The organism is Acetobacteroides hydrogenigenes (assembly GCF_004340205.1).
GTDB lineage: Bacteria > Bacteroidota > Bacteroidia > Bacteroidales > ZOR0009 > Acetobacteroides > Acetobacteroides hydrogenigenes.
Genome location: NZ_SLWB01000001.1, coordinates 597,515 through 620,994 on the forward strand (window position 1 = coordinate 597,515; position 23,480 = coordinate 620,994).

22 protein-coding genes and 1 tRNA gene are annotated in these 23,480 nt (G+C 42.5%); 14 read left to right on the plus strand and 9 right to left on the minus strand.

The genetic code is table 11. The features are described 5' to 3' along the window. Positions 1-75 precede the first annotated feature (75 nt). Genes CLV25_RS02365 through hpt form a run of 4 tightly spaced genes read right to left on the minus strand, consistent with a single transcriptional unit; the run spans position 76 to position 2,865 of the window. Entirely contained in the window at positions 76-666 is a 591-nt protein-coding gene (locus CLV25_RS02365; RefSeq protein ID WP_131838030.1) for a phosphatase PAP2 family protein, read from the minus strand. A 3-nt stretch (positions 667-669) separates the two neighbouring features. Further along, entirely contained in the window at positions 670-1,659 is a 990-nt protein-coding gene (obgE, locus tag CLV25_RS02370; RefSeq protein ID WP_131838031.1) for a GTPase ObgE, read from the minus strand. A gap of 53 nt (positions 1,660-1,712) precedes the next feature. Beyond that, complete coding sequence (locus CLV25_RS02375; RefSeq protein ID WP_131838032.1) at positions 1,713-2,300, minus strand: adenylate kinase; 588 nt, start codon at positions 2,298-2,300, stop codon at positions 1,713-1,715. A 25-nt stretch (positions 2,301-2,325) separates the two neighbouring features. Beyond that, entirely contained in the window at positions 2,326-2,865 is a 540-nt protein-coding gene (gene hpt / locus CLV25_RS02380; protein WP_131838033.1) for a hypoxanthine phosphoribosyltransferase, read from the minus strand. Positions 2,866-2,942: 77 nt separating this feature from the next. Between hpt and purE the strand changes: the two genes are divergently transcribed. The 3 genes from purE to CLV25_RS02395 are packed head-to-tail and all read left to right on the plus strand — an operon-like array spanning position 2,943 to position 6,332. Next, complete coding sequence (purE, locus tag CLV25_RS02385; protein WP_131838034.1) at positions 2,943-3,455, plus strand: 5-(carboxyamino)imidazole ribonucleotide mutase; 513 nt, start codon at positions 2,943-2,945, stop codon at positions 3,453-3,455. A gap of 6 nt (positions 3,456-3,461) precedes the next feature. Beyond that, positions 3,462-4,328, plus strand: coding sequence for a PorV/PorQ family protein (locus CLV25_RS02390; RefSeq protein ID WP_131838035.1), 867 nt, complete (start codon positions 3,462-3,464; stop codon positions 4,326-4,328). A 12-nt stretch (positions 4,329-4,340) separates the two neighbouring features. Then, positions 4,341-6,332 carry a hypothetical protein gene (locus CLV25_RS02395; protein ID WP_131838036.1) on the plus strand — a complete coding sequence of 664 codons (1,992 nt, stop codon included), beginning with the start codon at positions 4,341-4,343 and terminating at the stop codon, positions 6,330-6,332. Between the two features lie 4 nt (positions 6,333-6,336). Here the strand turns inward: CLV25_RS02395 and recJ are convergent, their stop codons facing one another. From recJ to lipA, 3 genes are read right to left on the minus strand one after another with little or no spacing between them, the layout of a single operon-like run. Continuing rightward, on the minus strand, positions 6,337-8,067 hold the full coding sequence (gene recJ, locus CLV25_RS02400) for a single-stranded-DNA-specific exonuclease RecJ (RefSeq protein ID WP_131838037.1): 1,731 nt from the start codon (positions 8,065-8,067) through the stop codon (positions 6,337-6,339). Next, complete coding sequence (gene lipB, locus CLV25_RS02405; protein WP_207895571.1) at positions 8,068-8,769, minus strand: lipoyl(octanoyl) transferase LipB; 702 nt, start codon at positions 8,767-8,769, stop codon at positions 8,068-8,070. A 3-nt stretch (positions 8,770-8,772) separates the two neighbouring features. After that, entirely contained in the window at positions 8,773-9,696 is a 924-nt protein-coding gene (gene lipA, locus CLV25_RS02410) for a lipoyl synthase (RefSeq protein ID WP_262709455.1), read from the minus strand. A 173-nt stretch (positions 9,697-9,869) separates the two neighbouring features. Here lipA and CLV25_RS02415 point away from each other — a divergent pair, with 173 nt between their 5' ends. The 6 genes from CLV25_RS02415 (at position 9,870) to CLV25_RS02440 (ending at position 18,346) form a co-directional block, all read left to right on the plus strand. After that, complete coding sequence (locus CLV25_RS02415) at positions 9,870-11,747, plus strand: tetratricopeptide repeat-containing sensor histidine kinase (RefSeq protein WP_165876962.1); 1,878 nt, start codon at positions 9,870-9,872, stop codon at positions 11,745-11,747. 2 nt (positions 11,748-11,749) lie between these two features. Continuing rightward, a complete protein-coding gene (locus CLV25_RS02420; protein WP_131838040.1) occupies positions 11,750-12,508 on the plus strand; it encodes a LytR/AlgR family response regulator transcription factor in 759 nt (252 codons plus the stop codon). Positions 12,509-12,885: 377 nt separating this feature from the next. After that, positions 12,886-14,607 (plus strand): lysine--tRNA ligase, encoded by a 1,722-nt coding sequence (gene lysS / locus CLV25_RS02425; protein WP_131838112.1) that lies wholly within the window; start codon positions 12,886-12,888, stop codon positions 14,605-14,607. A 320-nt stretch (positions 14,608-14,927) separates the two neighbouring features. Further along, on the plus strand, positions 14,928-15,947 hold the full coding sequence (locus CLV25_RS02430; RefSeq protein ID WP_131838041.1) for an NAD(P)H-dependent glycerol-3-phosphate dehydrogenase: 1,020 nt from the start codon (positions 14,928-14,930) through the stop codon (positions 15,945-15,947). A gap of 42 nt (positions 15,948-15,989) precedes the next feature. Beyond that, positions 15,990-17,330, plus strand: coding sequence for a glucose-6-phosphate isomerase (locus CLV25_RS02435; RefSeq protein ID WP_131838042.1), 1,341 nt, complete (start codon positions 15,990-15,992; stop codon positions 17,328-17,330). Positions 17,331-17,617: 287 nt separating this feature from the next. Continuing rightward, positions 17,618-18,346 carry a class I SAM-dependent methyltransferase gene (locus CLV25_RS02440; RefSeq protein WP_131838043.1) on the plus strand — a complete coding sequence of 243 codons (729 nt, stop codon included), beginning with the start codon at positions 17,618-17,620 and terminating at the stop codon, positions 18,344-18,346. 59 nt (positions 18,347-18,405) lie between these two features. On the opposite strand, the gene CLV25_RS02445 is transcribed toward CLV25_RS02440, so the two are convergent. Beyond that, positions 18,406-19,425 carry an MBL fold metallo-hydrolase gene (locus CLV25_RS02445; RefSeq protein ID WP_207895572.1) on the minus strand — a complete coding sequence of 340 codons (1,020 nt, stop codon included), beginning with the start codon at positions 19,423-19,425 and terminating at the stop codon, positions 18,406-18,408. On the opposite strand from CLV25_RS02445, the gene CLV25_RS02450 reads away from it, so the two are divergent. The 5 genes from CLV25_RS02450 to upp all read left to right on the plus strand — a co-directional run bounded on the left by CLV25_RS02450 (position 19,403) and on the right by upp (position 22,832). Then, entirely contained in the window at positions 19,403-20,761 is a 1,359-nt protein-coding gene (locus CLV25_RS02450; protein WP_131838044.1) for a UDP-N-acetylmuramate--L-alanine ligase, read from the plus strand. The two genes, CLV25_RS02445 and CLV25_RS02450, sit on opposite strands and share 23 nt — an antisense overlap. 159 nt (positions 20,762-20,920) lie before the next feature. Next, positions 20,921-20,992, plus strand: a tRNA-Glu gene (locus CLV25_RS02455). 25 nt (positions 20,993-21,017) lie between these two features. Further along, positions 21,018-21,272 carry a 30S ribosomal protein S20 gene (rpsT, locus tag CLV25_RS02460; RefSeq protein ID WP_131838045.1) on the plus strand — a complete coding sequence of 85 codons (255 nt, stop codon included), beginning with the start codon at positions 21,018-21,020 and terminating at the stop codon, positions 21,270-21,272. A gap of 111 nt (positions 21,273-21,383) precedes the next feature. After that, positions 21,384-22,088, plus strand: a complete 705-nt coding sequence (gene radC, locus CLV25_RS02465; RefSeq protein ID WP_131838046.1) for a RadC family protein — start codon at positions 21,384-21,386, stop codon at positions 22,086-22,088. Positions 22,089-22,181: 93 nt separating this feature from the next. Beyond that, the gene (gene upp, locus CLV25_RS02470; protein ID WP_131838047.1) at positions 22,182-22,832 is read left to right on the plus strand and encodes a uracil phosphoribosyltransferase; all 651 of its coding nucleotides are present in this window, start codon (positions 22,182-22,184) and stop codon (positions 22,830-22,832) included. A 49-nt stretch (positions 22,833-22,881) separates the two neighbouring features. On the opposite strand, the gene folK is transcribed toward upp, so the two are convergent. Next, on the minus strand, positions 22,882-23,379 hold the full coding sequence (folK, locus tag CLV25_RS02475) for a 2-amino-4-hydroxy-6-hydroxymethyldihydropteridine diphosphokinase (RefSeq protein ID WP_131838048.1): 498 nt from the start codon (positions 23,377-23,379) through the stop codon (positions 22,882-22,884). Positions 23,380-23,480: the final 101 nt, after the last annotated feature.

The window sequence follows — 23,480 nt, forward strand, 5'->3', positions numbered from 1 at the left end:
GGGGTTCGGAACCGGGTCGATGCGTCGTTGGACGTATCCAGAGGGGCTATACAACGTATCCGACGCCCCCGTGAGCTACTTCGCAGAGTTCCCCCAGCCGTACTTTCTAGCCAAGCGCTGGTAGCCATAGTAGCACAGCCACCCAATTAAAGCACCGAGGGCTCCACCTGCTAGTATATCGGTAGGGAAATGAACCCCAAGGTAAATTCGGCTAATAGATACTACGACAGCCCACGATAGGGCGATAGCGGTAACAGCCTTACGCCTTGCATAAAGAGCAATAAAGACAGCCACGCCAAAGGTGTTGGCTGCATGCGACGATACGAATCCGTACAGCCCACCATGGTAGGCATCGCCATTAGGCTTTATGTGGTAGTGAAGATTTTCCATTACTCCCGGAGTGTGGCTTGGCCGAAGCCGACAAACCACATCCTTAAAACACTCCACCGAAATTCTATCGGCGAGCAGAACGACCAGCGCAATAGCCAGTAGGGGGCGCCACAAATTTTTCCCTTCACCCTTATATAGTAGGTAGATGAAGTAGGCGTACACAGGTAGCGAAACCAACGGCTTCGACAGCTGCCACATTACCGCATCCAGAAAAGGGCAGTGCAGCCCATTAATAAAGTAGAGAATCTGCGTATCAACCCCTAAAAGCCAGCCCATAGTCTATTCGTTGTTAAGTTGTTTCCAGATCATATCCTTCAGTTCCTGCATGTGGTACCCCACCACCGAACTAATAAATACATGAGGGATACCGGGTAAATCCTGTTCGATCTCCGCCATCAGTTCCTCGTCGAGCATATCCGACTTGGTGATGGCCAGGATACGCTTCTTGTCGAGCAGCTCCGGATTGTACATCTTCAGCTCGTTAACCAGCACGTTATACTCCTCGTGGATATTCTTGCTGTCGGCAGGAATCATAAAGAGGAGCATCGAGTTACGCTCAATATGGCGAAGGAAGCGCAGTCCAAGCCCACGCCCCTCGTGTGCACCCTCGATGATACCAGGAATATCGGCCATCACAAACGACTTGCCGTCGCGATGCTCTACGATACCGATGTTAGGTTCCAGAGTGGTAAAGGCGTAGTCGGCAATTTTTGGCTTTGCGGCAGATATGGCCGAAAGCAAGGTCGACTTTCCGGCGTTCGGAAATCCAACAAGCCCTACATCGGCAAGTATCTTAAGCTCTAGGATAAACCAGCCTTCAACACCCGGCATACCGGGCTGCGCATAGCGAGGCGCCTGGTTGGTTGCCGTCTTAAAGTGCCAGTTGCCCAAGCCTCCGATTCCACCGGGAGCAATCACCTTCTCTTCGCCATCTTCGGTTACCTCGAGAAGCACCTCGCCGGTTTCGGCATCCTTGGCAATGGTTCCAAGCGGAACCTCAAGAATAACGTCTTCGCCAGACTTGCCGCTTCGGCGCTGGCCATGGCCGCACTCACCATTATCGGCGTGTATATGCTTACGGTATTTTAGGTGGATAAGCGTCCAGTGCTGATGGCTACCACGAAGAATGATGCTACCCCCAACGCCGCCATCGCCGCCATCGGGTCCACCAAACTCAACAAACTTCTCGCGACGAAAGTGCGAGGAACCAGCGCCACCGTTACCAGAGCGCAAAAAGACTTTTACGTAATCTACAAAGTTAGATTGCATGTGCTATTTTTTCGGGAACTAAGTGGCAAAGGTACGAATAATAAACTTAGCGATTAAACCTTTAAGTTAGAGGTAGCCACGGCAACCTGCTCCTTAATGCGGTTAAGGATCTCGTCGAGGGTTCCAACACCGTCCACCTCATAGTACTTACCGGCATTTTTATAGAGCCCCATTACGGCCTCAGTTCGCTCGTGGTAGATTCGAATACGCTTTCTTATAATATCGATGTTACTATCGTCAGGGCGATGAGCCTCTTCTCCCCGCTTAAGCAGACGCTGTGCCAGCTCATCCTCGGCAACATCAAGCGAAACCATCAAGGTAACCGACGAGCCTACCGATGCAAGAATAGAATCGAGCACACCAACCTGCGCAATGTTACGAGGAAACCCATCAAGAACAAAGCCATTACCATGCTTATTCTCCTGAACCGCTTTCTCAAGCAGCGTAATCACCACCTCGTCGGGTGCAAAGTTACCCGCCTCGATGCTTTTTGCTCGCATCCCAAGCTCTGTGCCCTTGGCGATCTCCTCACGGAGCATGTCTCCTGTCGACAAGTGCATCAACCCAAACTCTTTTGCAAGCAGATTCGCCTGCGTACCCTTACCGGCACCAGGTGCTCCAAATAGGACAATATTTAGCATGATTAAAAAGTGAACTTTAATATGACTACTCTACCAAGGTGTAAATGCTCTTGTAGTTACGACCAAGCTCTTGATAGTCTAAGCCATATCCTACAATAAAGTCGTTAGGAATTTCCATCCCAACATAGTCAATCTTCAAATCTTTTGTATATGCTTCGGGCTTAAACAGGAAAGTTGCAATCTTAATCTCCTTTGGCTGCTGTTCTCCAACAACTTCAAGCAGTTTCTCAAGAGTAGTTCCAGTGTCGATGATGTCCTCTACAATAATCACAACCCTGTCCTTTAAACTTTTTGTAAGCCCAATAAGTTCGTTAACCTTTCCCGAAGTCGAAGTCCCTTGGTAGGAAGCCAGCTTTGTAAAGGATATTTCGCACTGAAAGTTGATGTTCTTAATAAGGTCTGCCGTAAACATAAACGACCCGTTAAGTACACTTAAGAAAACGGGGAGATCAGCATCAGTATACTCACTATTGATTTGATCTGCAACTTTTTTTACAGCATCTTGAATTCGATCCGAGGGGATTGAAACTTCAAAAACTTTATCATGAAGTTTGATACGTTCCATAAAGGGAGTAGAAATTTTAAGTATCTTGCGAAAGTAAGAATAATTGTTTAATTTCAACTTAAAAGCTTGAGCGCTTTATGCAACCAAAAGTAAGCATTATCATGGGGAGCACTTCCGACCTTAAGATTATGGAAGAAGCCGCAAAATTCTTGAACGAAATGCAAATTCCGTTCGAAATCAACGCCCTATCAGCACACCGTGTACCCGAAATGGTACTTGATTTTGCAAAAAACGCCCATACCCGAGGCATTAAGGTTATTATTGCCGGAGCAGGAGGTGCAGCACACCTTCCAGGTGTAGTTGCAGCCCTTACTCCACTTCCTGTAATTGGAGTCCCTTGTAGATCTTCAATCTCTATTGATGGCTGGGACTCAATCCTTTCAATCCTTCAAATGCCAGCAGGAATTCCAGTTGCCACTGTTGCTCTTGATGGCGCTAAAAATGCAGGTATTCTTGCTGCGCAAATCATAGGCACAGGAGAACCTGCTATTTTTGAAAAAATTAAAGCTTTCAAGGCAGATTTAGCAAAGAAAATAAGTTCTGCAAACATTGAACTTGCAAAAGTAAAGTACGAGTATAAGACCAACTAAACCGAAATGAATATAAGGGATGGCATATCGAAGATTCACTTGCTGATTTTTTCGGTAGCCATTCCTTTAGCATTACCAACCGCAACCCAAGGACAAATACTTGCCGATGCAAGCCCCTTCGGAAGCCGTGCTACGGCACTTGGGTCTACCTATGTTACCCTAACCGACTTCTGGTCGTCGCTTAACAACCCCGCCAACATAGCCTATCAGGCAAACCAATATGCAGCAGGAGTTTACTACGAGAACTCCTACCTTATCAAGGAGCTAAATCGATCAAGCATTGGTTTTTCTTACGCCTCAAAACACCTAAATGCAGGCATATTCCTGTCTCGCTTCGGGATAACCTCATACAACCAAGGCAATGCTGCACTTATTGTCGGCAAAAACATATGGAAGAATATAAGCGTTGGAGGTAAAGTTTGCTACAACTACATTCAGGTTGCCGATGGATATGGATCGGTCGCGGCTTTCACCGGCGAATTTGGCGTTAACGCACAGCTGTCCAAAAGCGTTACGGTTGGAATCCATATAAAAAATCCCACGCACGAAAGAATTGGAAAAGAAGTAAAAGAAACGCTACCATCCTCTCTAGCCTTTGGCGTATCTTACCTATCATCTTGGGGATTTACCGTATTCTCGGACATAAATAAACCACTCGAACAAAAAGCCGCATTCCACACCGGTTTTGAATGGAGCATGTACAAAGGTCTCTGTGCACGTGTAGGATTCCGCTCTTCACCCAATATGCTAAGTGTAGGATTGGGCTACACAGCAAACATTCTATCATTCGACATAGCAATATCCAAACATCAAACACTAGGCTACTCACCTCAAGCCTCAACCACTATATGGTTCAACAAAAAATCTAAATAAAAATAAACACGAATGAGAAGGTTCTTTTACTTAATCTTTCTCTCAACCATTACGATCCTAACCGCTCAAGGACAGAATAGCAGCCACGATCCCATAAAGCAAATGGTAGAATATCTGCTAAACGTAAACGCAGAATTACCTACGGATGTCGAAGAATTATCCAACCACTTCGAGGCTCTTAGAGCAAACCCTGTTTGTATCAACATTCCAACAGATGAAAATCTAGAGAAGCTCTTATTACTATCCGACTTTCAAATAGAAAGTTTGGCGGAATACATTGCAGCAAATGGTGATGTTAAATCGCTGAACGAGCTGCAATATGTTCCTGGATTCGATGCTGAACTAACAACCCTAATAGCCCCATTCATCACTACAACTATACCCACCAAAAAGCACATATCGCTAGCCGATTTAAAGAAGATTCGCTCTAATTTCATGGCTAGAAGTACACTCATAACCCAAAACTCAAAAGGATTTAATGATACTTCCAGCAATCGCTTCTTGGGCAGTAAACCTCAATACGCATTTGCAAGCAATATCTCATTAGGTAAAAGCATCTTCATCAACATTCACTCCGAAAAGGATGCAGGGGAGCGTGCAACAATAAGCAAAGGTGGCTTCGACAGCTTTGGAGGAAGCGTAATGGCAGTTGAGCCAACAAAGCATATCGGCAAGCTAATTGTTGGCGACTACCGCATCAACTTAGGGCAAGGACTTCTATCCTGGTCAGGCTTTTCAACCAGCAAAAGCAGCGATCCTACCCTACTAAGAAAAAAACCGAATCTTAGCGCCTTCAAATCATTTGACGAAATAAACTTCTACCGAGGTATTGCAACGGAGATCAACTATAAGCCAATCTCGTTAGCAGTTGCAGCATCTAACAGATGGATAGATGGGCATCCATCTACGTCCGACTCCTTAGGAATCGTAATCCTGCCTAGCGGGCTACACCGCACATCGAGCGAAATACAAGACCGATCCTCGATACAGCAACGCATGTTTGCCTCCAAAATATCATACACATACAAGCAGAGCAACATCTGCATGAACTTCTTTTCAAAAGAGACTAGCACTAAATCACTAAAGGAATGCGAGCAAGGATCAAGCATCGACTTCTATGGAAAATGGAAGAAGCACACCGCATTCGGAGAGGTTGCAATCGATCAGGACAAAAACATTTCAATGTTTGCAGGTGCAACTATCAAGCTTAGCTATCAAGCCTTTCTAACCGCATCATACCGGAAATACCCCAAAGCGTTTTCCATAAAATCGAACAACGCCTTTGGGGAAAACTCTAACGCAAGTAACGAAGAGGGACTTTACCTAGGGATTAAGATATCCCCCAAATATAAGTACTCAGTTCTAGGATATGTAGACATGTTTCAGGCAAGTGCACCAAAATATCGAACAAGCAAGCCATCTGATGGCACAGAAGCAGGCATAAGTGCCTCCGGTGCAATTACGCCTCTTATAGAAAGCAGGATCAGGCTAAGGTACAAAACAAAGGAGATGGATGTTAGGCAGCCTAATGGTAGCTATACGCTAACAGAACGTGTGAACAGCTACAAAGGAGATGCAAAACTACGGTACATACCCGACAAGAAACTAGAGATTGGACTAAGTGGAGCCATCAGCAGCTACTCCACTGAATCTCAAAGATCAAAACTAGGATACCTAGCCTATGCCGATTTTCAATTCGAATTCAGTAAAGTCCCCTTCCGCTTATACACCCGTTTTGCAGCCTTCGATGCTCCTAGTTGGGATGTTGCCCTTTACTGCTACGAAAACGATCTCCCAGGCATGTATGCATCCTCTGCTTTTTATCAGGCAGGAAATAGAGCGTACCTAATGGTAAGAGCCAAACTCAGAAACAAGCTTAACCTTTGGTTAAAGCTGGCTGAAACGTTCTACTCATCGTCAACAACAAGTATTGGAGAAGGGATTGACAAAATTAGCGGCAACAGAAAAACAGAAATCAAGCTGCAGGCCACTCTAGACTTATAACAATCTAAAATGGCTCATTCTGCATCTTTATATCTTTAAGCCTAAGCTGAATGGTAGAAACTCCTCTAAAATGGTTTTCAACAACGGCATAGCAAACCTTAAAGGCCATACCATTTTTGATATTGTTGTAATGATCCGCCAATCCAAATCCAATTGCACCTATAGGCTTATACGGGTTATTCTCTTGTATCAGATCGAGTTTAAGATGCTCTGCTCCATTGCCTACTTTCCTTCCATCACCATTATCGTACACTTCCTCCGTAAGGAATACTGGCGACATATTACCAGGGCCAAAAGGTTGAAACTGTTTAAGTATCCTATAAAATTTAGGAGATATCTCATCCAAGTTCAACCTCGAATCTATTTCAATTTGGGGAACAAGCATTTCTGGTTTTATCATCGAGCAAACCACCTCCTCAAAGCGCTTCGAAAATTTTTCCACATTTTCAACCTTGAGCGTTAAGCCTGCCGCATACATATGCCCTCCAAAATTCTCAAGCAGGTCAGAACATGTCTCTACAGCTTGGTAAAGGTCAAAACCAGGCACACTTCGAGCAGATCCAGTTGCAAAACCATTACTCGAAAGCGTAAGCACCACGGTTGGCCTGTAATAGGTTTCAATAAGACGCGATGCAACAATCCCAACAACGCCCTTGTGCCATGTAGGGTTAAAGAGCACCGTGCTTTTTCGATTTGCAAACTCCGGATTGGTTTCTATGAACTTAAAGGCATCAAGCGTAATAGTCCTATCCACATTCTTGCGGTCGTTATTGCACTCGTTGATGATATTAGCCATCTCTTTTGCAACTTCCTCGTTGGATGCAGTAAGCAGGTCTACAGCCGTTTTACCCGACTCCATTCGTCCTGCTGCATTAATTCGGGGACCTATCTTAAATACAATATCGTCAATAGCAATGCTATGATGGTCGAGCCCCGAAAGCTTAATGATTGATTTGAGCCCATAACGAGGGTTCTCGTTCAACCTTTTTAATCCGAAATAGGCAAGCACCCTATTTTCTCCAATAACAGGAACAATATCAGAGGCTATGCTCACAGCAACAAGATCGAGCAATCCTTCTAACTCCGAAAACGGGATATCATACCTCTGGCAGTAAGCCTGAAGCAACTTAAAGCCAACGCCGCAACCAGATAAATCATTAAATGGGTACGTGCAATCCGTACGTTTTGGATCAAGAACAGCAACTGCATCAGGAATTATATCGCTCGGAAAATGGTGATCGCATATAACAAAATCGATACCCAAAGTTTTAGCATGAGCAACCTTTTCCACAGCTTTTATACCACAGTCAAGTGTAATAAAAAGGGTGTATCCATTTTGAGCAGCGTACTCTATACTTTTAAAAGAGACTCCATACCCTTCACTATACCTATCGGGGATATAGTACGATACATTAGAATACCTTTCGCGAAGAAACGAGTACATGAGAGCAACGGCAGTTGTTCCATCCACATCGTAATCGCCATAAACGAGTATCTTTTCATTGTTTGCCATTGCAGCATGAAGTCTCTCCACTGCTTTATCCATGTCGGTAAGCAAGAACGGGTCATGCAAATCGCTTAAAGATGGACGGAAGAAGGCTTTTGCATCATCAAAACTGGTTACCCCGCGTTGAACAAGCAGATTGGCCAAAACAGAATCAATACCCAAAGAGGCTGCCAATTCAGCAACAACTTCAGGATTGCCTTGTTCTTTTAAAACCCACGATTTTACCATCTACCTCACCTCCGCACTATTATACAAATCTGCACCAAAAACCTCTTCGAATTTTTTAGCGATGACCTTTTTCACCTCATCAAAATCCACAATCTTCCCCAACTCTCTTCCTATAGAAGTTACTCCTTTATCAACAAAACCACAAGGGTTTATGTAGCTAAAATAGTCGAGATTAGTATTAACATTGAGCGCAAAACCATGCATTGTTATAAAACGACTTGCCTTTACTCCAATAGCACAAATCTTGCGAGCTTTACCAGGAATTTTAGTGTCGAGCCAAACCCCCGTAGCCCCATCAAGCCGCTCACCCATAATCCCATATTCGGCAACAGTTCGAATGACCATTTCCTCTATTTTGTGGATATAACCCTTTAACGAAACACCAAACTTTTCGAGGTCGATAATTGGGTAGCCAACAATCTGGCCAGGTCCATGGTAGGTTATATCCCCACCTCTATCAATCTTATGATAGGTAGCCCCAATTCTTTTAAGAAAGTCGTTTGATATGAGCAAGTTAGCAGCAGCGCCACTTTTACCAAGCGTATAAACATGAGGATGCTCACAAAGCACAAAGTACCCATTAGCATCTTCCGTAGAATTAATCTTCCGACTAAGTAGAAGGCTAAACAGTTCGCTCTGCTTATCCCAAGCCTCCTTATAATCGACAAGCCCGAAATCCATAAATGCCACTTCACGTCTCATCGTTCAAGGAAGATTTAATGGGTTTATCATGCCTTCGTAAGCACGCTCGGCCATGTAAGACGAACGAACCAAAGGCCCACTCTCTACATATTTAAACCCCTTACGAAGAGCAATCTCTTTCAGTTCGGTAAACTTATCAGGGTGAATATAGGCTTGAACAGGAAGATGCTTGTGAGTTGGCTGTAGGTACTGCCCTAAAGTAAGTAGCCTACATCCAGCAGCGAGCATATCGTCCATTGCTTCTAGTATTTCGTCCTCGGTCTCCCCAAGTCCTAACATCAACGACGACTTCGCCACTGCCCCCCTATCTGCTATATGCTTAAGGGTTTTCAGGCTAACATCGTACTGTGCACGACTTCGAACCGAAGGCGTCAACCTCTTTATAGTTTCGAGGTTATGCCCTACTACATCTGGATTTGCGGCTAGAACAGTATCGATTAGATCTCCACGACCATCGAAATCGGGAATCAGAATTTCAACGGCTGTACTAGGATTTACGCGCTTGACCTCTGAAATAACAGCAGCCCAATGCTCAGCACCACCATCAGGAAGATCATCCCTATCAACTGAAGTTATTACACAGTATTTTACCCCCATCAATCGCACCGACTGAGCGACGCGCGATGGTTCCTCTCTGTCTACAGGAAGAGGACGCCCTGAATGGGTTGCGCAAAACTTGCAAGATCGAGTACATATTTCACCAAGAACCATAAACGTTGCCGTTCCTTTCCCCCAGCACTCGCCGATATTAGGACAACGCCCACTACTGCAAATGGTATGCAGGTTGTGAGCCTTTACGGTTTCACTCGTACTTGCGTAGTTTTCGCCTTCTGTAAGTTTTATTTTAAGCCATTCGGGTTTCTTTAATCGTTGTTGGCGTTTTTCCAAGTTACTACTTTTTAAAGTAGCAAAGTAAGCAAAAAAAATGGACACATGCTCGCTTCTTAAATCTTTCTTAAAAAGAGAAAATGTTAATTCGTTATGGTGAAAAAACACCCATGCTAACTAAATACTTTTAATTTTGCAGTTAGTTATTCTTCTCTATGGGCAAATGTTATAAGCAAACGATTACACAAGGTCGCCTTTTGTGCATTTATTTAATGCCTGTAGTTCTTTTTTCCATTCTACTTACTTTTTCTGGCAAATGCTATGGAGTAGAAACAGACAAAGATGGATTCCTGATCATTCCTCAGCACATTCAAAAAACCAAACAAGAATCGGCCTACCTACAACATCTTTTAGATAGCGCATCTATATTCAAGGACAACTCTTTAGCTGCAAAAACATATGCAAAAATAGGCTCTATTAGGTACAACGAAGCCTGCTACCACCTTGCTATATCATACTACTTTAAATCCATAGAATACGCCCAACAGGCAAAGGACAACGAACTTACCGCCATAATCTATAACTGCATAGGGACAGCATACAGACAACTAGACGATCTAAAGAACGCCTTCATTTACCACAAAAAAGCACTGGAGACAGCGACTCAGTCCAAAGATATTAGGATTAAGGGATATGCACTTAATGGACTTGGGAACATATACCTCACACTTAAGCAGGCGGATAAAGCCATCGAAATATTTACAGAGTCCCTTGACATAGCCAACTCAAGGAATAATCCTTTGAGCAAAGCAATCAATTACGCAAACCTTGGTGCTGCTTACGTACTAAAAAAAAATTACAGTTTAGCACTAAGTTTCTACTTCAAATCTCTTGATGTAAACCGACGCTTAAACAATAAGCGAGGTATCCGCATTTGTTACTCCGAGATATGCAATGTTTTCCTAAAAATAAACAGAAACGACAAAGCCATTGCACTAGCAAAGGAAGCACTTGCTGAAAGCGGAAGGACAGAACCTATTGACTCTGCCAACTTTTATCTAACAATTGCAAGAATCCAACTTATCCAAAAAGAGTATAAGCTTAGCGAAAAAAATGCCACTAAAGCCTCTACTATCGGAAAGCGAATACGATCAAAAAGCACCAATAACGAGGCCTACAAGATTCTTTCAGACATTTACAAAAACACAAACAAGTATACAAGTTACCTAAATGCTTACGAACTAGCCCTAAAGTATCAAGATTCTGTTAATAGGGAGTATGCTCAAAAAGAAATCGTAGAACTACAACAAATCTCCGACATTGAAAGGAAGGATGCCCAAATTAAGCAACTTGTTACCGAGAATAAAATAAAAGATTTAGAGCAGTCAAAAAGCGAGCATACGCTTATTATTGTAGTACTCTGCTCAACATTAGCGCTAATGATAACCTTTTTATTCTCAAGAAAAATTACCAACAAAGCAATTCAGGCCTCCAACGACATAGAACTTAAGTTGCTAAGATCACAAATTAACCCCCACTTCATTTTTAACTCACTAAACTCTATACAGAAGTTTATCTGGTCCAACAACCCAGAAAAAGCCTCTGTGTACCTATCAAACTTTTCGATGCTGATGCGAAAGACAATGGAGTCTATGAGGCAGAACCTTACCCCTCTGTCTAAAGATATTGAGCATCTCAAGCTTTACCTTGAGCTAGAGAAACAACGATTGTCAGAAAATTTTGAGTATAAAATAAGCATCCCCAATACCATAAATCCAGACAACATAGATATTCCTCCACTCATTATTCAACCATTCGTGGAGAACGCCATTTGGCATGGAGTTGCCCCTATTTTACAAAACAGCAAGGGGTCAATACTCATCTCCTATTCTCTAGAAGGAAGATTTCTGATTGTCCAAATAGAAGACAACGGCGTAGGCATAAACCAATCCCAAACGTACAAGTCTTCACTATCAAAAGTTCACGAATCGGCAGGCATGACAATAACAGCAGAACGCCTAAAGATGTCGTACAAGGTAAACAACATTAAAAAGTCTGACTACATTAAAATAACGGATTTATCAGCAATTGACCCCTCAAAACATGGTACAATTGCAACAATTACAATACCATATAAAGAAATTTACTAACGATGATAAAGGCATTAATTCTTGATGATGAGATAAACTGCATAGACACTTTATCGATAATTCTCGACAGAAAGTTCGGTGACGAAATAAAAGTTGTGGCAAAATGCACATCAATACAGCAAGCCATTGACTGCATGGACCTATACAATCCCCAAGTAGTTTTTCTTGACGTGGAAATGCCCAACGGAACGGGCTTCGACTTTCTTTTAAACGTAAAAAAGCACAACTTTCACGTTGTGTTCATAACGGCCCATGAGAGCTATGCTCTAAAAGCGATCAAGTTTAACGCTATAGACTACATCTTAAAGCCTATAAATCTTAACGAGCTAGAAGTTGCCGTATCCAAAATAATGCAAAAAATAAAGGAAGATGTAATTATCAACGTACCTGAAATAGGCAACCTACTAGACAACCTTAAAACCCTAAAGTCTGACTCTAGGAAAGTTGCTCTTATTGGTAACAAGCAAACTATATTCGTAGAAATAAAGGAGATCATTCGGTTTGAGTTTGACGAAACGAGCACAGCAATCTACCTCACAGGCAACAGGGTGCACCACAGTCCAAAGTCTCTAAAAGACTTCGAAGAAATGCTATACGAGTATAACTTTCTAAGGGTCAACGTATCTTCCATCATCAACCTAAGCCATGTAAAAGCCTACATTAATGGGGGCGGAGGATTCGCCATAATGAGCGACGACTCGAAAATTGAGATATCGAGAAGACGAAAAAATGAGTTCCTAACAAAAACCGCCAATATCTAAAACCACTTATTGCCCATTTTCGACCACTTATCGCCCATTTTCGACCACTTATTGCCAAAATTCGACCAGTTATTTAAATAGTTTAGATTAAAGGCATCTAATTTTGGCGATTTTATAATTTTGCTTTTAAGAATTCCCTCTTAAGTTATTCTTCGTTCAAGAGAATTACTTACGAAGAAAAGCAACAGAACATATCCCATAAATCTCTGTTGCTAGCAAATTAATCCAACAGCCAGCATGAAAAGGGCTACCGTGAGGTCGCCCTTTCATCATTTTAACCAAGGCTCAACCACCAAACAAGAACCTCTCATTAGAAATATAAAAAGACTAATAATTACTATATTTGCCAATTAAACAAAATTGTCAATCCCGAGATGATCAATTTAGACTTAAGCGAACAGGAAATAATACGCCGCAACTCGTTGGAGGAGCTGCAAAAGATGGGCATCAACCCATACCCCGCAGAGCAATTCGAAGTAAACACCAACACCGAAGAAATCCGCAACCAATTCGATCCAGAAAAGGGCAACTTTCAGGAAGTAACCATCGCAGGAAGGATGATGACTCGTCGCATCATGGGCAGCGCATCTTTCTTTGAACTTCAAGATGAAAAAGGGAAAATTCAGGTTTACGTTCGTCGCGATGACATTTGTCCAGAAGGCGATTCAACCCTTTACAACACCTTCTTTAAGAAGTTACTGGACATTGGAGATATTGTTGGCGTTAAAGGTTTTGTTTTCATCACCAAAACTGGAGAACTCTCCATCCACACCGAAGAGCTTAAGCTTCTATCCAAATCATTGCGTCCACTTCCTATCGTAAAAGAGAAGGAAGGACAGGTTTTTGACGCCTTTACCGATCCAGAACAACGCTACCGCCAGCGCTACGTTGACCTGATCGTAAACCCACAGGTACGAGAGGTATTCATTCAACGTGCAAAAATCATTAGCACAATGCGCGAGTTCTTCAACTCCAAAGGCTACCTCGAAGTGGAAACCCCAATCCTTCAGCCAATCCCAGGAGGAGCATCTGCAAGGCCATTCATTACGCATCACAATGCGCTCGACATACCTCTTTATCTTCGTATTGCCAACGAACTTTACCTAAAAAGGCTAATCGTTGGAGGATTTGACGGAGTTTATGAGTTTGCAAAAGACTTCCGTAACGAAGGGATGGACCGCACCCACAACCCCGAATTTACGGTGATGGAAATATACGTAGCCTACAAGGACTACTTCTGGATGATGGAGTTTACCGAGCAAATGCTCGAAAAGGTAGCAATGGCCCTCCACGGCACAACCAAAGTTCAAGTTGGCGACAACACCATCGACTTTAAAGCCCCTTTCCGTCGCATTACCATGCTCGATGCCATTAAAGAATACGCTGGTGTTGACATCTCGGGAATGAGTGAGGATGAGATCAGAAAAGTTTGCAAGAATCTGGATATTGAGGTTGACGAAACCTTTGGCAAGGCAAAGCTTATTGATGCAATCTTTGGAGAAAGATGCGAAAGCAGCTTCATACAACCAACGTTCATTACAGACTATCCTATAGAGATGTCGCCGCTTTGCAAGCGTCACCGCAGCAACCCCGACCTAACAGAACGATTCGAACTAATGGTAAATGGGAAGGAACTTTGCAATGCTTACTCAGAGCTAAACGACCCTATCGATCAACTTGAACGATTCCAAGAACAGATGAGACTATCGGAAAAGGGAGATGACGAGGCCATGTTTATAGACATGGACTTTGTTAGAGCTCTTGAATACGGAATGCCAACCTGCTCTGGAATGGGTATAGGAATCGATCGCCTAACCATGTTCATGACAAACCAGCCTTCAATTCAGGACGTCCTCTTCTTCCCACAAATGCGTCCAGAAAAAAAGGTGGTAAAAGATAGTACAGAAGCCTACACTACCCTTGGTATTTCTGAAGAATGGGTTTCTGTAATCCAAAAAATGGGCTACACCACAGTAGAAGCATTGAAGAAAGCAAATCCTGGAAAACTCTTCAACGACCTCTGTGGCATGAACAAAAAACATAAACTAGGGCTGACAAATCCAACAGCCGAGGCCGTAAAAGGCTGGATTGAAAGCTAAACGACAGCATAATTCTGCAAAAAGGCACTCTGCAGTGCCTTTTTGTGTTATGGGAGGAACGCACCTTCTTTGATTAACAAAACCTAGATGTCTTAATCGATCGTTTTATTGTAAATTTACAAGCAAAAAGGAAGCCCAATGCGTCCAAAAGCCAATATTAGAAATCTTTGCATTTGGTTCGTGGTAGCAAGCCTACTCACAGTAGGATGCTCAACCTCCCGTAATGCAAGTTCGGCTGGCAAAAAAAAAGCTTGCGATTGCCCAAAGTTCAACATCAAGCGATTTAGCGACCACAGAAAACACTAGAAAACAAACTGATAATGCAACGAAAAAGCAGTATATCGCTATCACCATCTTCACGCTATGCCGTTCTTGGAGGCGGTAGCTGGGCGACAGCCATAGTAAAGATACTAAGCTACAGCATAGAATCACTTGGGTGGTATGTACGATCGGAAGATACCCTTAAGCACATCGAACAGTTTGGACACAACCCCAAATATCTAAGTTCGATAAACATCGACACCAAGAAGGTATGGCTTACCAACGACATCAATCAAATTATAGAAAAATCAGATGTGCTGATAGTCGCTATTCCATCTGCGTTCTTGACAGACACCCTAAAAGAAATAACCACATCCATAAAAGATAAGTTTATCGTATCGGCAGTAAAGGGGATCATCCCAGACAACAACCTAACAATTGCCGAATACTTCAACCAGCACTACGAGATACCTTTCGACAACATAGGAATTGTAACAGGCCCATGCCATGCCGAAGAAGTTGCTCTAGAGCGCTTATCGTACCTAACACTTGCCTGCAAAAGTAGAGAAAACGCGCAAATGCTGGCGGACAAATTTGAATGTCACTTCATCAAAACAACAACAACAACAGACATTTACGGAGTTGAATACGCTGCCGTATTAAAGAATATCTATGCAATTGCATCTGGCATTTGCCACGGATTAGGTTACGGCGATAACTTCCAAGCAGTGTTGGTCTCAAACGCCCAAAGGGAACTTAAAAGATTCCTTGACGGAACTTACCCAAGCAAGCGTAACGTAGACACATCTGCCTACTTAGGCGACCTCCTGGTAACCTGCTACTCGAACTTTAGCCGGAATAGGACATTCGGCAACATGATTGGCAAAGGATACACCGTTAAGGCAACAATGGCAGAAATGAACATGGTTGCAGAGGGTTACTATGCAACCAGTTGTATATACTCCATAAACGACAAGTACCATATAAGCATGCCTATTGCCGATGCAGTTTACAGCATCCTCTACCAGCATGCCAATCCTAGGCCAACTATTAAAAGATTGGTTGATCAGCTAAAATAAGATTAAGAGTAACGATCATATTTTCACAAAAAGACTAATGAAATGGTAAAAGTCAACGTAGATCTCAGCAAAACTGCCCCATTTGTGGCTGCTCCGGAGATTGAAGGATTGAGCCACCTTGCAAAAGAGAGCAACAAAGCATTGCACAATGGCACCGGTAAAGGCAACGACTTCCTCGGGTGGGTCAACCTCCCTTTTGAAATCACAAACGAGCACATCCTTGACATAAAACAAGCCGCAGCAACCCTTTCGAAGGATGTTGACGTGGTAGTTGTTATTGGTATTGGAGGCTCATATCTAGGAGCAAAGGCCGTTATTGACGCACTTTCTAACAGCTTCTCACAATATACCAAAGGAGCACATCCCCATATCGTATACGCAGGTCAGAACATTGGAGAAGAGTACCATGCAGAATTGCTAGACTTTATAAAAACACAATCGGTTAGCTGCATCGTAATTTCAAAATCGGGAACAACAACCGAGCCTGCAATAGCGTTCCGTCTTATCAAACAGCATATTGAGGAGAAGTACGGAAAAGAGGAAGCAAAGCGCAGAATAGTTGCCATCACCGACGAATCAAAAGGTGCTCTTCGACAACTTGCAGATACAGAAGGCTACAAAACATTCGTAATTCCAGATAACGTTGGAGGACGCTACTCTGTTCTTACCCCTGTAGGTCTTTTACCTATTTCTGTAGCCGGATTCGACATCGCCAAACTTGTAGAAGGAGCAAGATTAATGGCAGAACAATGCAAACCCGAAATTGCATTTGCACAAAACCCTGCTGAACAATACGCAACAATCCGAAACGTACTTTATAAAAAAGGGAAAAAGATTGAAATGCTCGTAAACTTCAATTCTAAGCTGCACTTTATGTCCGAATGGTGGAAGCAGCTCTATGGAGAAAGCGAGGGTAAAGAAAACAAAGGAATATTTCCAGCAGCAGCAGATTTTTCTACCGACCTTCACTCCATGGGGCAATACATTCAGGAAGGGGAAAGAATACTATTCGAAACATTCCTAGGCATAGAAAACGTAAGCAGAGACCTCCGTGTCCCTATGGATAAGGAGAACTTAGATATGTTAAACTTCCTTGCAGACAAGCACATCGACGATGTAAATAAAATGGCAGAGTTGGGGACTATTCTTGCACACATCGACGGAGGAGTTCCTGCCATTCGCCTAGGCATCGAAAAAGTTGATGAAACAAACCTAGGTAGTCTTATTTACTTTTTCGAAAAGGCCTGCGGCATCAGCGGGTACATGCTTGGGGTTAATCCGTTCAACCAACCCGGAGTTGAAGCTTATAAAGCAAACATGTTTGCACTACTCGACAAACCAGGATTCGAGGAAGAAGGCAAAAAGTTACGAGCAAGACTATAAAATAAATAAAAAGGTGGCAATGCCACCTTTTTATTTAACACCTTCCATTTAGCAACTTTAAACATCGTGTAGCCCACCACTCTTTAAATCTACCCCAATAAAAAATACCTTTGCAAACGTTATAACTTGAACTTTTAAATCAAGCCCAAACGATTTTTAATTGTATAATCCACACATAGTCATTACTATAATATTTTTTAGCATAAAATTGCGTTTATCTCGATTTTGTGTTAACTTAATGGTGAAATTTTATAGCTACCAATGACTAAATATTAAAACCAAAAACGATGAGCGACTCATATAGCAGTATCGCGGAAAACTACGATTACATATTCCCCCTTAATCCGCTACAAAAAATGTTTTTAACAAGCAGAATTCCTTCTGGTAAAAACATTTCGGTGCTGGATCTTGGGTGTGGAACAGGAAGCCTAGCCATTGCGTTGGCTGAGGAAGAAGACTACAACATTGTAGGAATAGACAACGATCCTAACATGATCGATGTAGCACAATCTAAAGTAAAAGGGAAGAATCCTGTCTTCTTAGTTGAAGACATGACTAAGGTACAACGAAGTTTCAAAGCAGAATCATTCGATGCCATTTACAGCTTTGGCAACTCGTTAGTGCACCTTAGCAACCCCGATGACATCGAAAATCTGTTCCAAACGGCAAAGACTCTTCTTAAGCCAGGAGGAAAGTTTTTAGGACAAATAATAAACTATCGTCGTATATTCGACAAAATGGTAACAGGGCTTCCAACTATCGACAATGAGCATATTAGCTTCGAACGTGGATACCAATTTACAGGACCAGGAGAACCCCTTTACTTTAAGACTCGGCTTCTAACAAAAAAGGACGGAAAAATTCTTGAAAACAAAGAAGTTCTATACCCTCTTTTGCCCGAAGAGGCTCTGTTTTTCCTTGAAAATGCTGGATTTTACGACATTGATCTTTATGGAGCATTTAACGGAGACGGACTTCTTTCCGACAGCTATTCGTTCATATTCGTTGCGAGGTAACAAATTTCGATCAAGCACACCCATGGTAAGGCTCTAGCAGCTCTTACCATGGGAATACATCACCCCAAAAACTCATCTAAAGAGAATAAACGATCAGCCCTTATCCCTTTCTGTGTCCGTTGTAGCGTACAGCATTCGGTATAAAAGTCGTGTTGAAAAAAGAAGGTAAATCCTTTTGCTAAGGATTCTTCGAGAAAATCCGCCTTTTCCTGCAAGGTAATCATTGGCTCAACATCGTAGCTCATTATATAGGGAAGCAGTATATGCGCAGTAGAAGGAAACAGGTCTGCAACAAAAACAAGCCCTCCATTTTGATGATGAACAATTGGGATAATCTGCCCCTTGGTATGCCCATTAAAAATCCTCAATTCGACACCTTCAGTTATAAAACACTCATCATCAATAAAATTAACCAGCCCCAATTCTTGCATAGGCAAAATATTCTCCTCTAAGAACGAATCAGCCTCTCGAGCATTAGGGTTAATAGCCCACTCCCACTGCGCACGCGAGATATGGAACTTTGCATTAGGAAAAACAGCCTCATAGTTGCCATTATTCTGATTAACGCGGATTCCTCCTCCACAATGGTCGTAATGCAAATGTGTTAGAACAATATCGGTAATATCACTTGGATCATATCCCAATTTAGACAAGCCACCAAGCAATCCATCACCGCCAAAAAGGTGAAAATGGCTAAAAAATTTGGCATCCTGCTTATCACCAAAACCATCGTCGATAAGAATAACACGATTGCCGGCCTCCACAACTAAACTACGCAGCGACCAAGAGCAAAGGTTTGCAGCATTAGCAGGATAAACTCGTTGCCAAAGCACCTTTGGCACAACTCCAAACATGGCACCACCATCAATCTTGAAGTTCGTAATGTTAATAGGTGAAAGCTTCATCGTTATAATCTTAAGTTTATTTGTGCGTAAAAATAAACTATTCGTCAAAATACAACGATAAATAATTATAGCAAGCATCCACTCTACTCCAGTTTCGCATATCTTTGACAGCTGTAAAACTTGCAGCAGCAAGGCAACTTCCACAATAGCTATGAGAGTACATTTTATTGCCATAGGCGGTAGCGCAATGCACAATCTCGCATTGGCCCTACATCAAAAAGGATATACCATCACAGGTTCTGACGACGAAATTTTTGAACCATCGCGCACAAGGCTCGAGCAGAAAGGCATACTGCCGCCTCAAACAGGATGGTTTCCTAAAAAGATCACCAACGAACTAGATGCTGTTATCCTTGGGATGCATGCGCGTGAGGACAATCCTGAACTAATTAGGGCCAAAGAATTAGGAGTGAAAATCTACTCCTATCCGGAATACCTATATGAACAAACCAAAAACAAATGTCGCATTGTAGTTGGCGGAAGCCACGGTAAAACATCGACAACTGCAATGGTAATGCACGTACTCCGCCATGCTAACATAAAGTTCGACTACATGGTCGGTGCGCAACTCGACGGATTTGACACCATGGTAAGTTTGAGCGACGACACCAAATTCGCAGTTTTTGAAGGCGACGAGTACCTTACCTCTCCTATTGACAGACGCCCAAAATTTCACCTATACAAGCCCAACATAGGGCTCGTTACTGGAATTTCGTGGGATCACATAAACGTTTTCCCAACCTTTGACTTCTACGTCAAACAATTTGAAATCTTTTCAGATTTGGTAGAAGATGGAGGCACATTCATCTACTTCAGCAATGACGAGCATCTTGCTAAAATTGCCGCTAGCGCCAAGTCTACTATCAACAAAAAGTCGTACACCACTCATCCTTACGAAGTAAATGAAGGTGTTTGCCAACTAATCGCAGGCGATCTAAGAATTCCTCTTAAAATTTTTGGAGAGCATAACCTACAGAATATTTCAGCGGCAAAAACCATCTGCAACACTATTGGCATTAACGACAGCATCTTCTACGATGCAATATCGACTTTTGCGGGAGCCGCGAAACGACTCCAACTACTTGCCTGTAATAAATCATCAAACATCTACCTCGATTTTGCCCACTCGCCATCAAAGTTAATGGCAACCACTAAAGCTGTAAAAGAACAGTTCCCCAATCGGAAGCTAATTGCATGCATGGAGCTTCACACCTTTAGCAGCCTAAACAAAGAATTTCTTTCGGAATACAAAGGAACTATGAGCAAAGCCGATATTGCCTACGTTTACTTTAACCCAGAAACTATAAAGCACAAGCAGCTCCCTGAAATCACTCCCGAAGAAGTAAAAGCAAATTTTGGAGGGAATGCCGAAGTATTTACTGAAAGCGACAAACTCATAGCCACACTTAACAAGCAGTGCTACAACGACACAAACCTACTAATTATGACATCTGGGAATTTTTCAGGTGTTGACCTAAAAGCATTTGCCCAAGAGATTTCAAACAAATAAACTCCACAACATGCGCTCGTGCTCATACTCATGAATACGAGCGCTTAAGCAATCAACCCAAAATATATCTACAATTTTTCCACAAGAATACTTGCAGATATAAATTTTTGACTTACCTTTGCACCCGCAATACCCCCTAAGGGGTTGGCAAAACAAAAAGGTCCATTCGTCTAGGGGTTAGGACGCAAGATTTTCATTCTTGTAACAGGGGTTCGATTCCCCTATGGACTACTAATTCAAAAGCACGTTTTGTACAATGGCAAATCATAAGTCAGCTGAAAAAAGAAATCGTCAAAGCATCTCTAGAAGACTGCACAACAGGTACTATGCCAAGACGACTCGCAATGCTCTAAAGGCATTGAGAAACACTACCGAGAAGGAAGCTGCTTTAAAACTTCTTCCAAAGGTTAGCGCAATGCTAGATAAACTAGCAAAGATCAACGTGATCCACAAGAATAAGGCTGCAAACCTAAAAAGCAGCATACAACTTCACGTTAACAAGTTAGCATAATTAGTTTTAATTATATTGCTTTAGGCCGTACTTTTCAGTACGGCCTAACTTGTTTTAACTAAATCTTTGATAAAATAAAAATGCTATATTTACCATAAACACACAATGCATATGGAAGATAGCTACATATCCAAAAAGTTAAGCATCAAAGAATGGTCTGTTGAAGATCGTCCTCGAGAGAAACTTCTTTCCAAAGGATTTTCGGCACTTGGCGATGCCGAGATTTTAGCAATCCTTATTGGCTCAGGGACTAAAGACGAAACCGCCGTAGAGGTTGCAAAGCGAATACTTTACAGCTGCAACAACAACCTCGCGGAACTCGGAAAGCAATCCATAAAAGACCTTTGCAAGATAAAAGGAATAGGCGAAGCTCGTGCCATTACCATTGTAGCAGCACTAGAACTAGGCCGACGCCGAAGCATTGTAGAACCACTCGAACGAAAACGCATCTCGGCTAGTAGCGATGTGACAGATATATTCCAACCGCTACTGGCTGATCTACCTCACGAAGAGTTCTGGGTAATGCTCCTTAACCGTTCCAACAAGATCATAGACAAGCATCGCATATCACAGGGAGGCATGAGCGGCACTGTAACAGACATCCGTATCATAATGAAGCTAGCTTTAGACAATCTTGCCAGCAGCATTATCGCAGTACATAACCATCCTTCAGGAAATCGATTTCCGTCTGATGCGGATAAAAACATCACAGAAAAGCTAAAACTTGCAGCAGCGACCTTCGACATTCAACTCATCGATCACATTATCGTAACCGCATCTCAATGCTTTAGCTTTGCCGACGAAGGACTCATTTAGTGAAATTATCTTAGAAAAACTGATAATTTGATATTTACAAAATGGATATAATGTGAAATTAATACCTTTGGAAGATTTTTACAACAAAAAAATATGGTCATCAATCTTGGGGAGCAAAGTTCTCTCCTAAACCAGTTCATCGCAGAACTTCGGGATGTCAACATCCAAGGCGACAGCCTCCGATTTAGAAGAAACCTAGAGCGAATTGGCGAGATCTTCGCCTACGAGATTAGCAAAACGATGCCTTTCGGCATTGAGGAGATTACAACCCCCCTCGGAGTTGCCAAAGTAAAGATTCCATCACCGCCTCCTGTTATTGCTTCAATTCTACGAGCAGGCCTTCCATTACACGACGGGCTCCTCAACTACTTCGACAAAGCTGAAAATGCATTTATTTCCGCAGCCCGCGTCTACAATCCTGATGGCACCTTCCGCATTCAATTTGACAATTTGTCGAGCCCAAGCGTAGACAAGAAGCATCTAATCTTGGTAGATCCTATGCTTGCCACTGGATCTTCTATGGTGCTTGCACTTAACGCCCTTCTCGAGCGCGGAAAGCCAGAGCATATTCACATTGTTTCGGTAATTGCAAGCAAAGATGGTCTTGACTATACCGTTGCAAACACAGATCCAAAAAACGTGACTATTTGGACAGGAGCGGTAGACCCCGTACTATCTCCAAAAAAATACATTGTGCCAGGCCTTGGCGATGCAGGCGATCTGGCATTTGGAAAAAAACTATAGAAAATACACATAAAAGCGAAAGCCCCAGAATATTCTGGGGCTTTCGCTTTTATCCTAAGGTTGAATCAAACACTACAACTCCCCCAGCATCCTTACACTCACCCAATAATAAAGAAACAGTTTTATGAAAAACAGGATGAACATAATCCGATGCAATCTCATTCAAGGGAACAAGGACAAAATTCCGATCCTGCATTCGAGGATGAGGAATCTGTAGTTCTGGAGTGTCAACCACCATTTCGTCAGCAAAAATGATATCTACGTCCATTGTCCGTGAACCATACCTGACTGATGTATCGCGTTTTCTTCCGAGTTGTTCTTCCACCTTATGACATGCAGCCATAACCTCATGTATACTTAAACTTGTTTCTACAAGCAATGCAACATTAAGAAACCGATCCGTAGATTCAAAGCCCCATGCCGCCGTCTCGTATACTCTAGACTCTTGCAGCAATGGTCCAATACGATCAACAATCAGCTGCTTTGCCGTATCAATCAACGACAACCTATCCCCTTGATTTCCGCCAATCAGCAGGTATACTCTCATTAATTAATCCTTCCAACTTAATTTTGGTAATATTTTCAGTTTCCCAAGTTTAGCTGTTGTTTAAATTCGCTAAATTGGCAACAAAAATAAACAACTTAACT

Bases quoted from the DNA above. Each gene is read 5' to 3' on its own strand.
- radC (WP_131838046.1), top strand. From the start codon at position 21,384: ATGGAAGATAGCTACATATCCAAAAAGTTAAGCATCAAAGAATGGTCT.
- purE (WP_131838034.1), top strand. From the start codon at position 2,943: ATGCAACCAAAAGTAAGCATTATCATGGGGAGCACTTCCGACCTTAAG.
- upp (WP_131838047.1), top strand. From the start codon at position 22,182: ATGGTCATCAATCTTGGGGAGCAAAGTTCTCTCCTAAACCAGTTCATC.
- CLV25_RS02420 (WP_131838040.1), top strand. From the start codon at position 11,750: ATGATAAAGGCATTAATTCTTGATGATGAGATAAACTGCATAGACACT.
- hpt (WP_131838033.1), bottom strand. From the start codon at position 2,865: ATGGAACGTATCAAACTTCATGATAAAGTTTTTGAAGTTTCAATCCCC.
- CLV25_RS02415 (WP_165876962.1), top strand. From the start codon at position 9,870: ATGCCTGTAGTTCTTTTTTCCATTCTACTTACTTTTTCTGGCAAATGC.
- CLV25_RS02440 (WP_131838043.1), top strand. From the start codon at position 17,618: ATGAGCGACTCATATAGCAGTATCGCGGAAAACTACGATTACATATTC.
- CLV25_RS02375 (WP_131838032.1), bottom strand. From the start codon at position 2,300: ATGCTAAATATTGTCCTATTTGGAGCACCTGGTGCCGGTAAGGGTACG.
- CLV25_RS02365 (WP_131838030.1), bottom strand. From the start codon at position 666: ATGGGCTGGCTTTTAGGGGTTGATACGCAGATTCTCTACTTTATTAAT.
- CLV25_RS02435 (WP_131838042.1), top strand. From the start codon at position 15,990: ATGGTAAAAGTCAACGTAGATCTCAGCAAAACTGCCCCATTTGTGGCT.
- rpsT (WP_131838045.1), top strand. From the start codon at position 21,018: ATGGCAAATCATAAGTCAGCTGAAAAAAGAAATCGTCAAAGCATCTCT.
- CLV25_RS02395 (WP_131838036.1), top strand. From the start codon at position 4,341: ATGAGAAGGTTCTTTTACTTAATCTTTCTCTCAACCATTACGATCCTA.
- lipB (WP_207895571.1), bottom strand. From the start codon at position 8,769: ATGAGACGTGAAGTGGCATTTATGGATTTCGGGCTTGTCGATTATAAG.
- CLV25_RS02450 (WP_131838044.1), top strand. From the start codon at position 19,403: ATGAGAGTACATTTTATTGCCATAGGCGGTAGCGCAATGCACAATCTC.
- CLV25_RS02430 (WP_131838041.1), top strand. From the start codon at position 14,928: ATGCAACGAAAAAGCAGTATATCGCTATCACCATCTTCACGCTATGCC.
- folK (WP_131838048.1), bottom strand. From the start codon at position 23,379: ATGAGAGTATACCTGCTGATTGGCGGAAATCAAGGGGATAGGTTGTCG.
- recJ (WP_131838037.1), bottom strand. From the start codon at position 8,067: ATGGTAAAATCGTGGGTTTTAAAAGAACAAGGCAATCCTGAAGTTGTT.
- obgE (WP_131838031.1), bottom strand. From the start codon at position 1,659: ATGCAATCTAACTTTGTAGATTACGTAAAAGTCTTTTTGCGCTCTGGT.
- CLV25_RS02445 (WP_207895572.1), bottom strand. From the start codon at position 19,425: ATGGCAATAAAATGTACTCTCATAGCTATTGTGGAAGTTGCCTTGCTG.
- CLV25_RS02390 (WP_131838035.1), top strand. From the start codon at position 3,462: ATGAATATAAGGGATGGCATATCGAAGATTCACTTGCTGATTTTTTCG.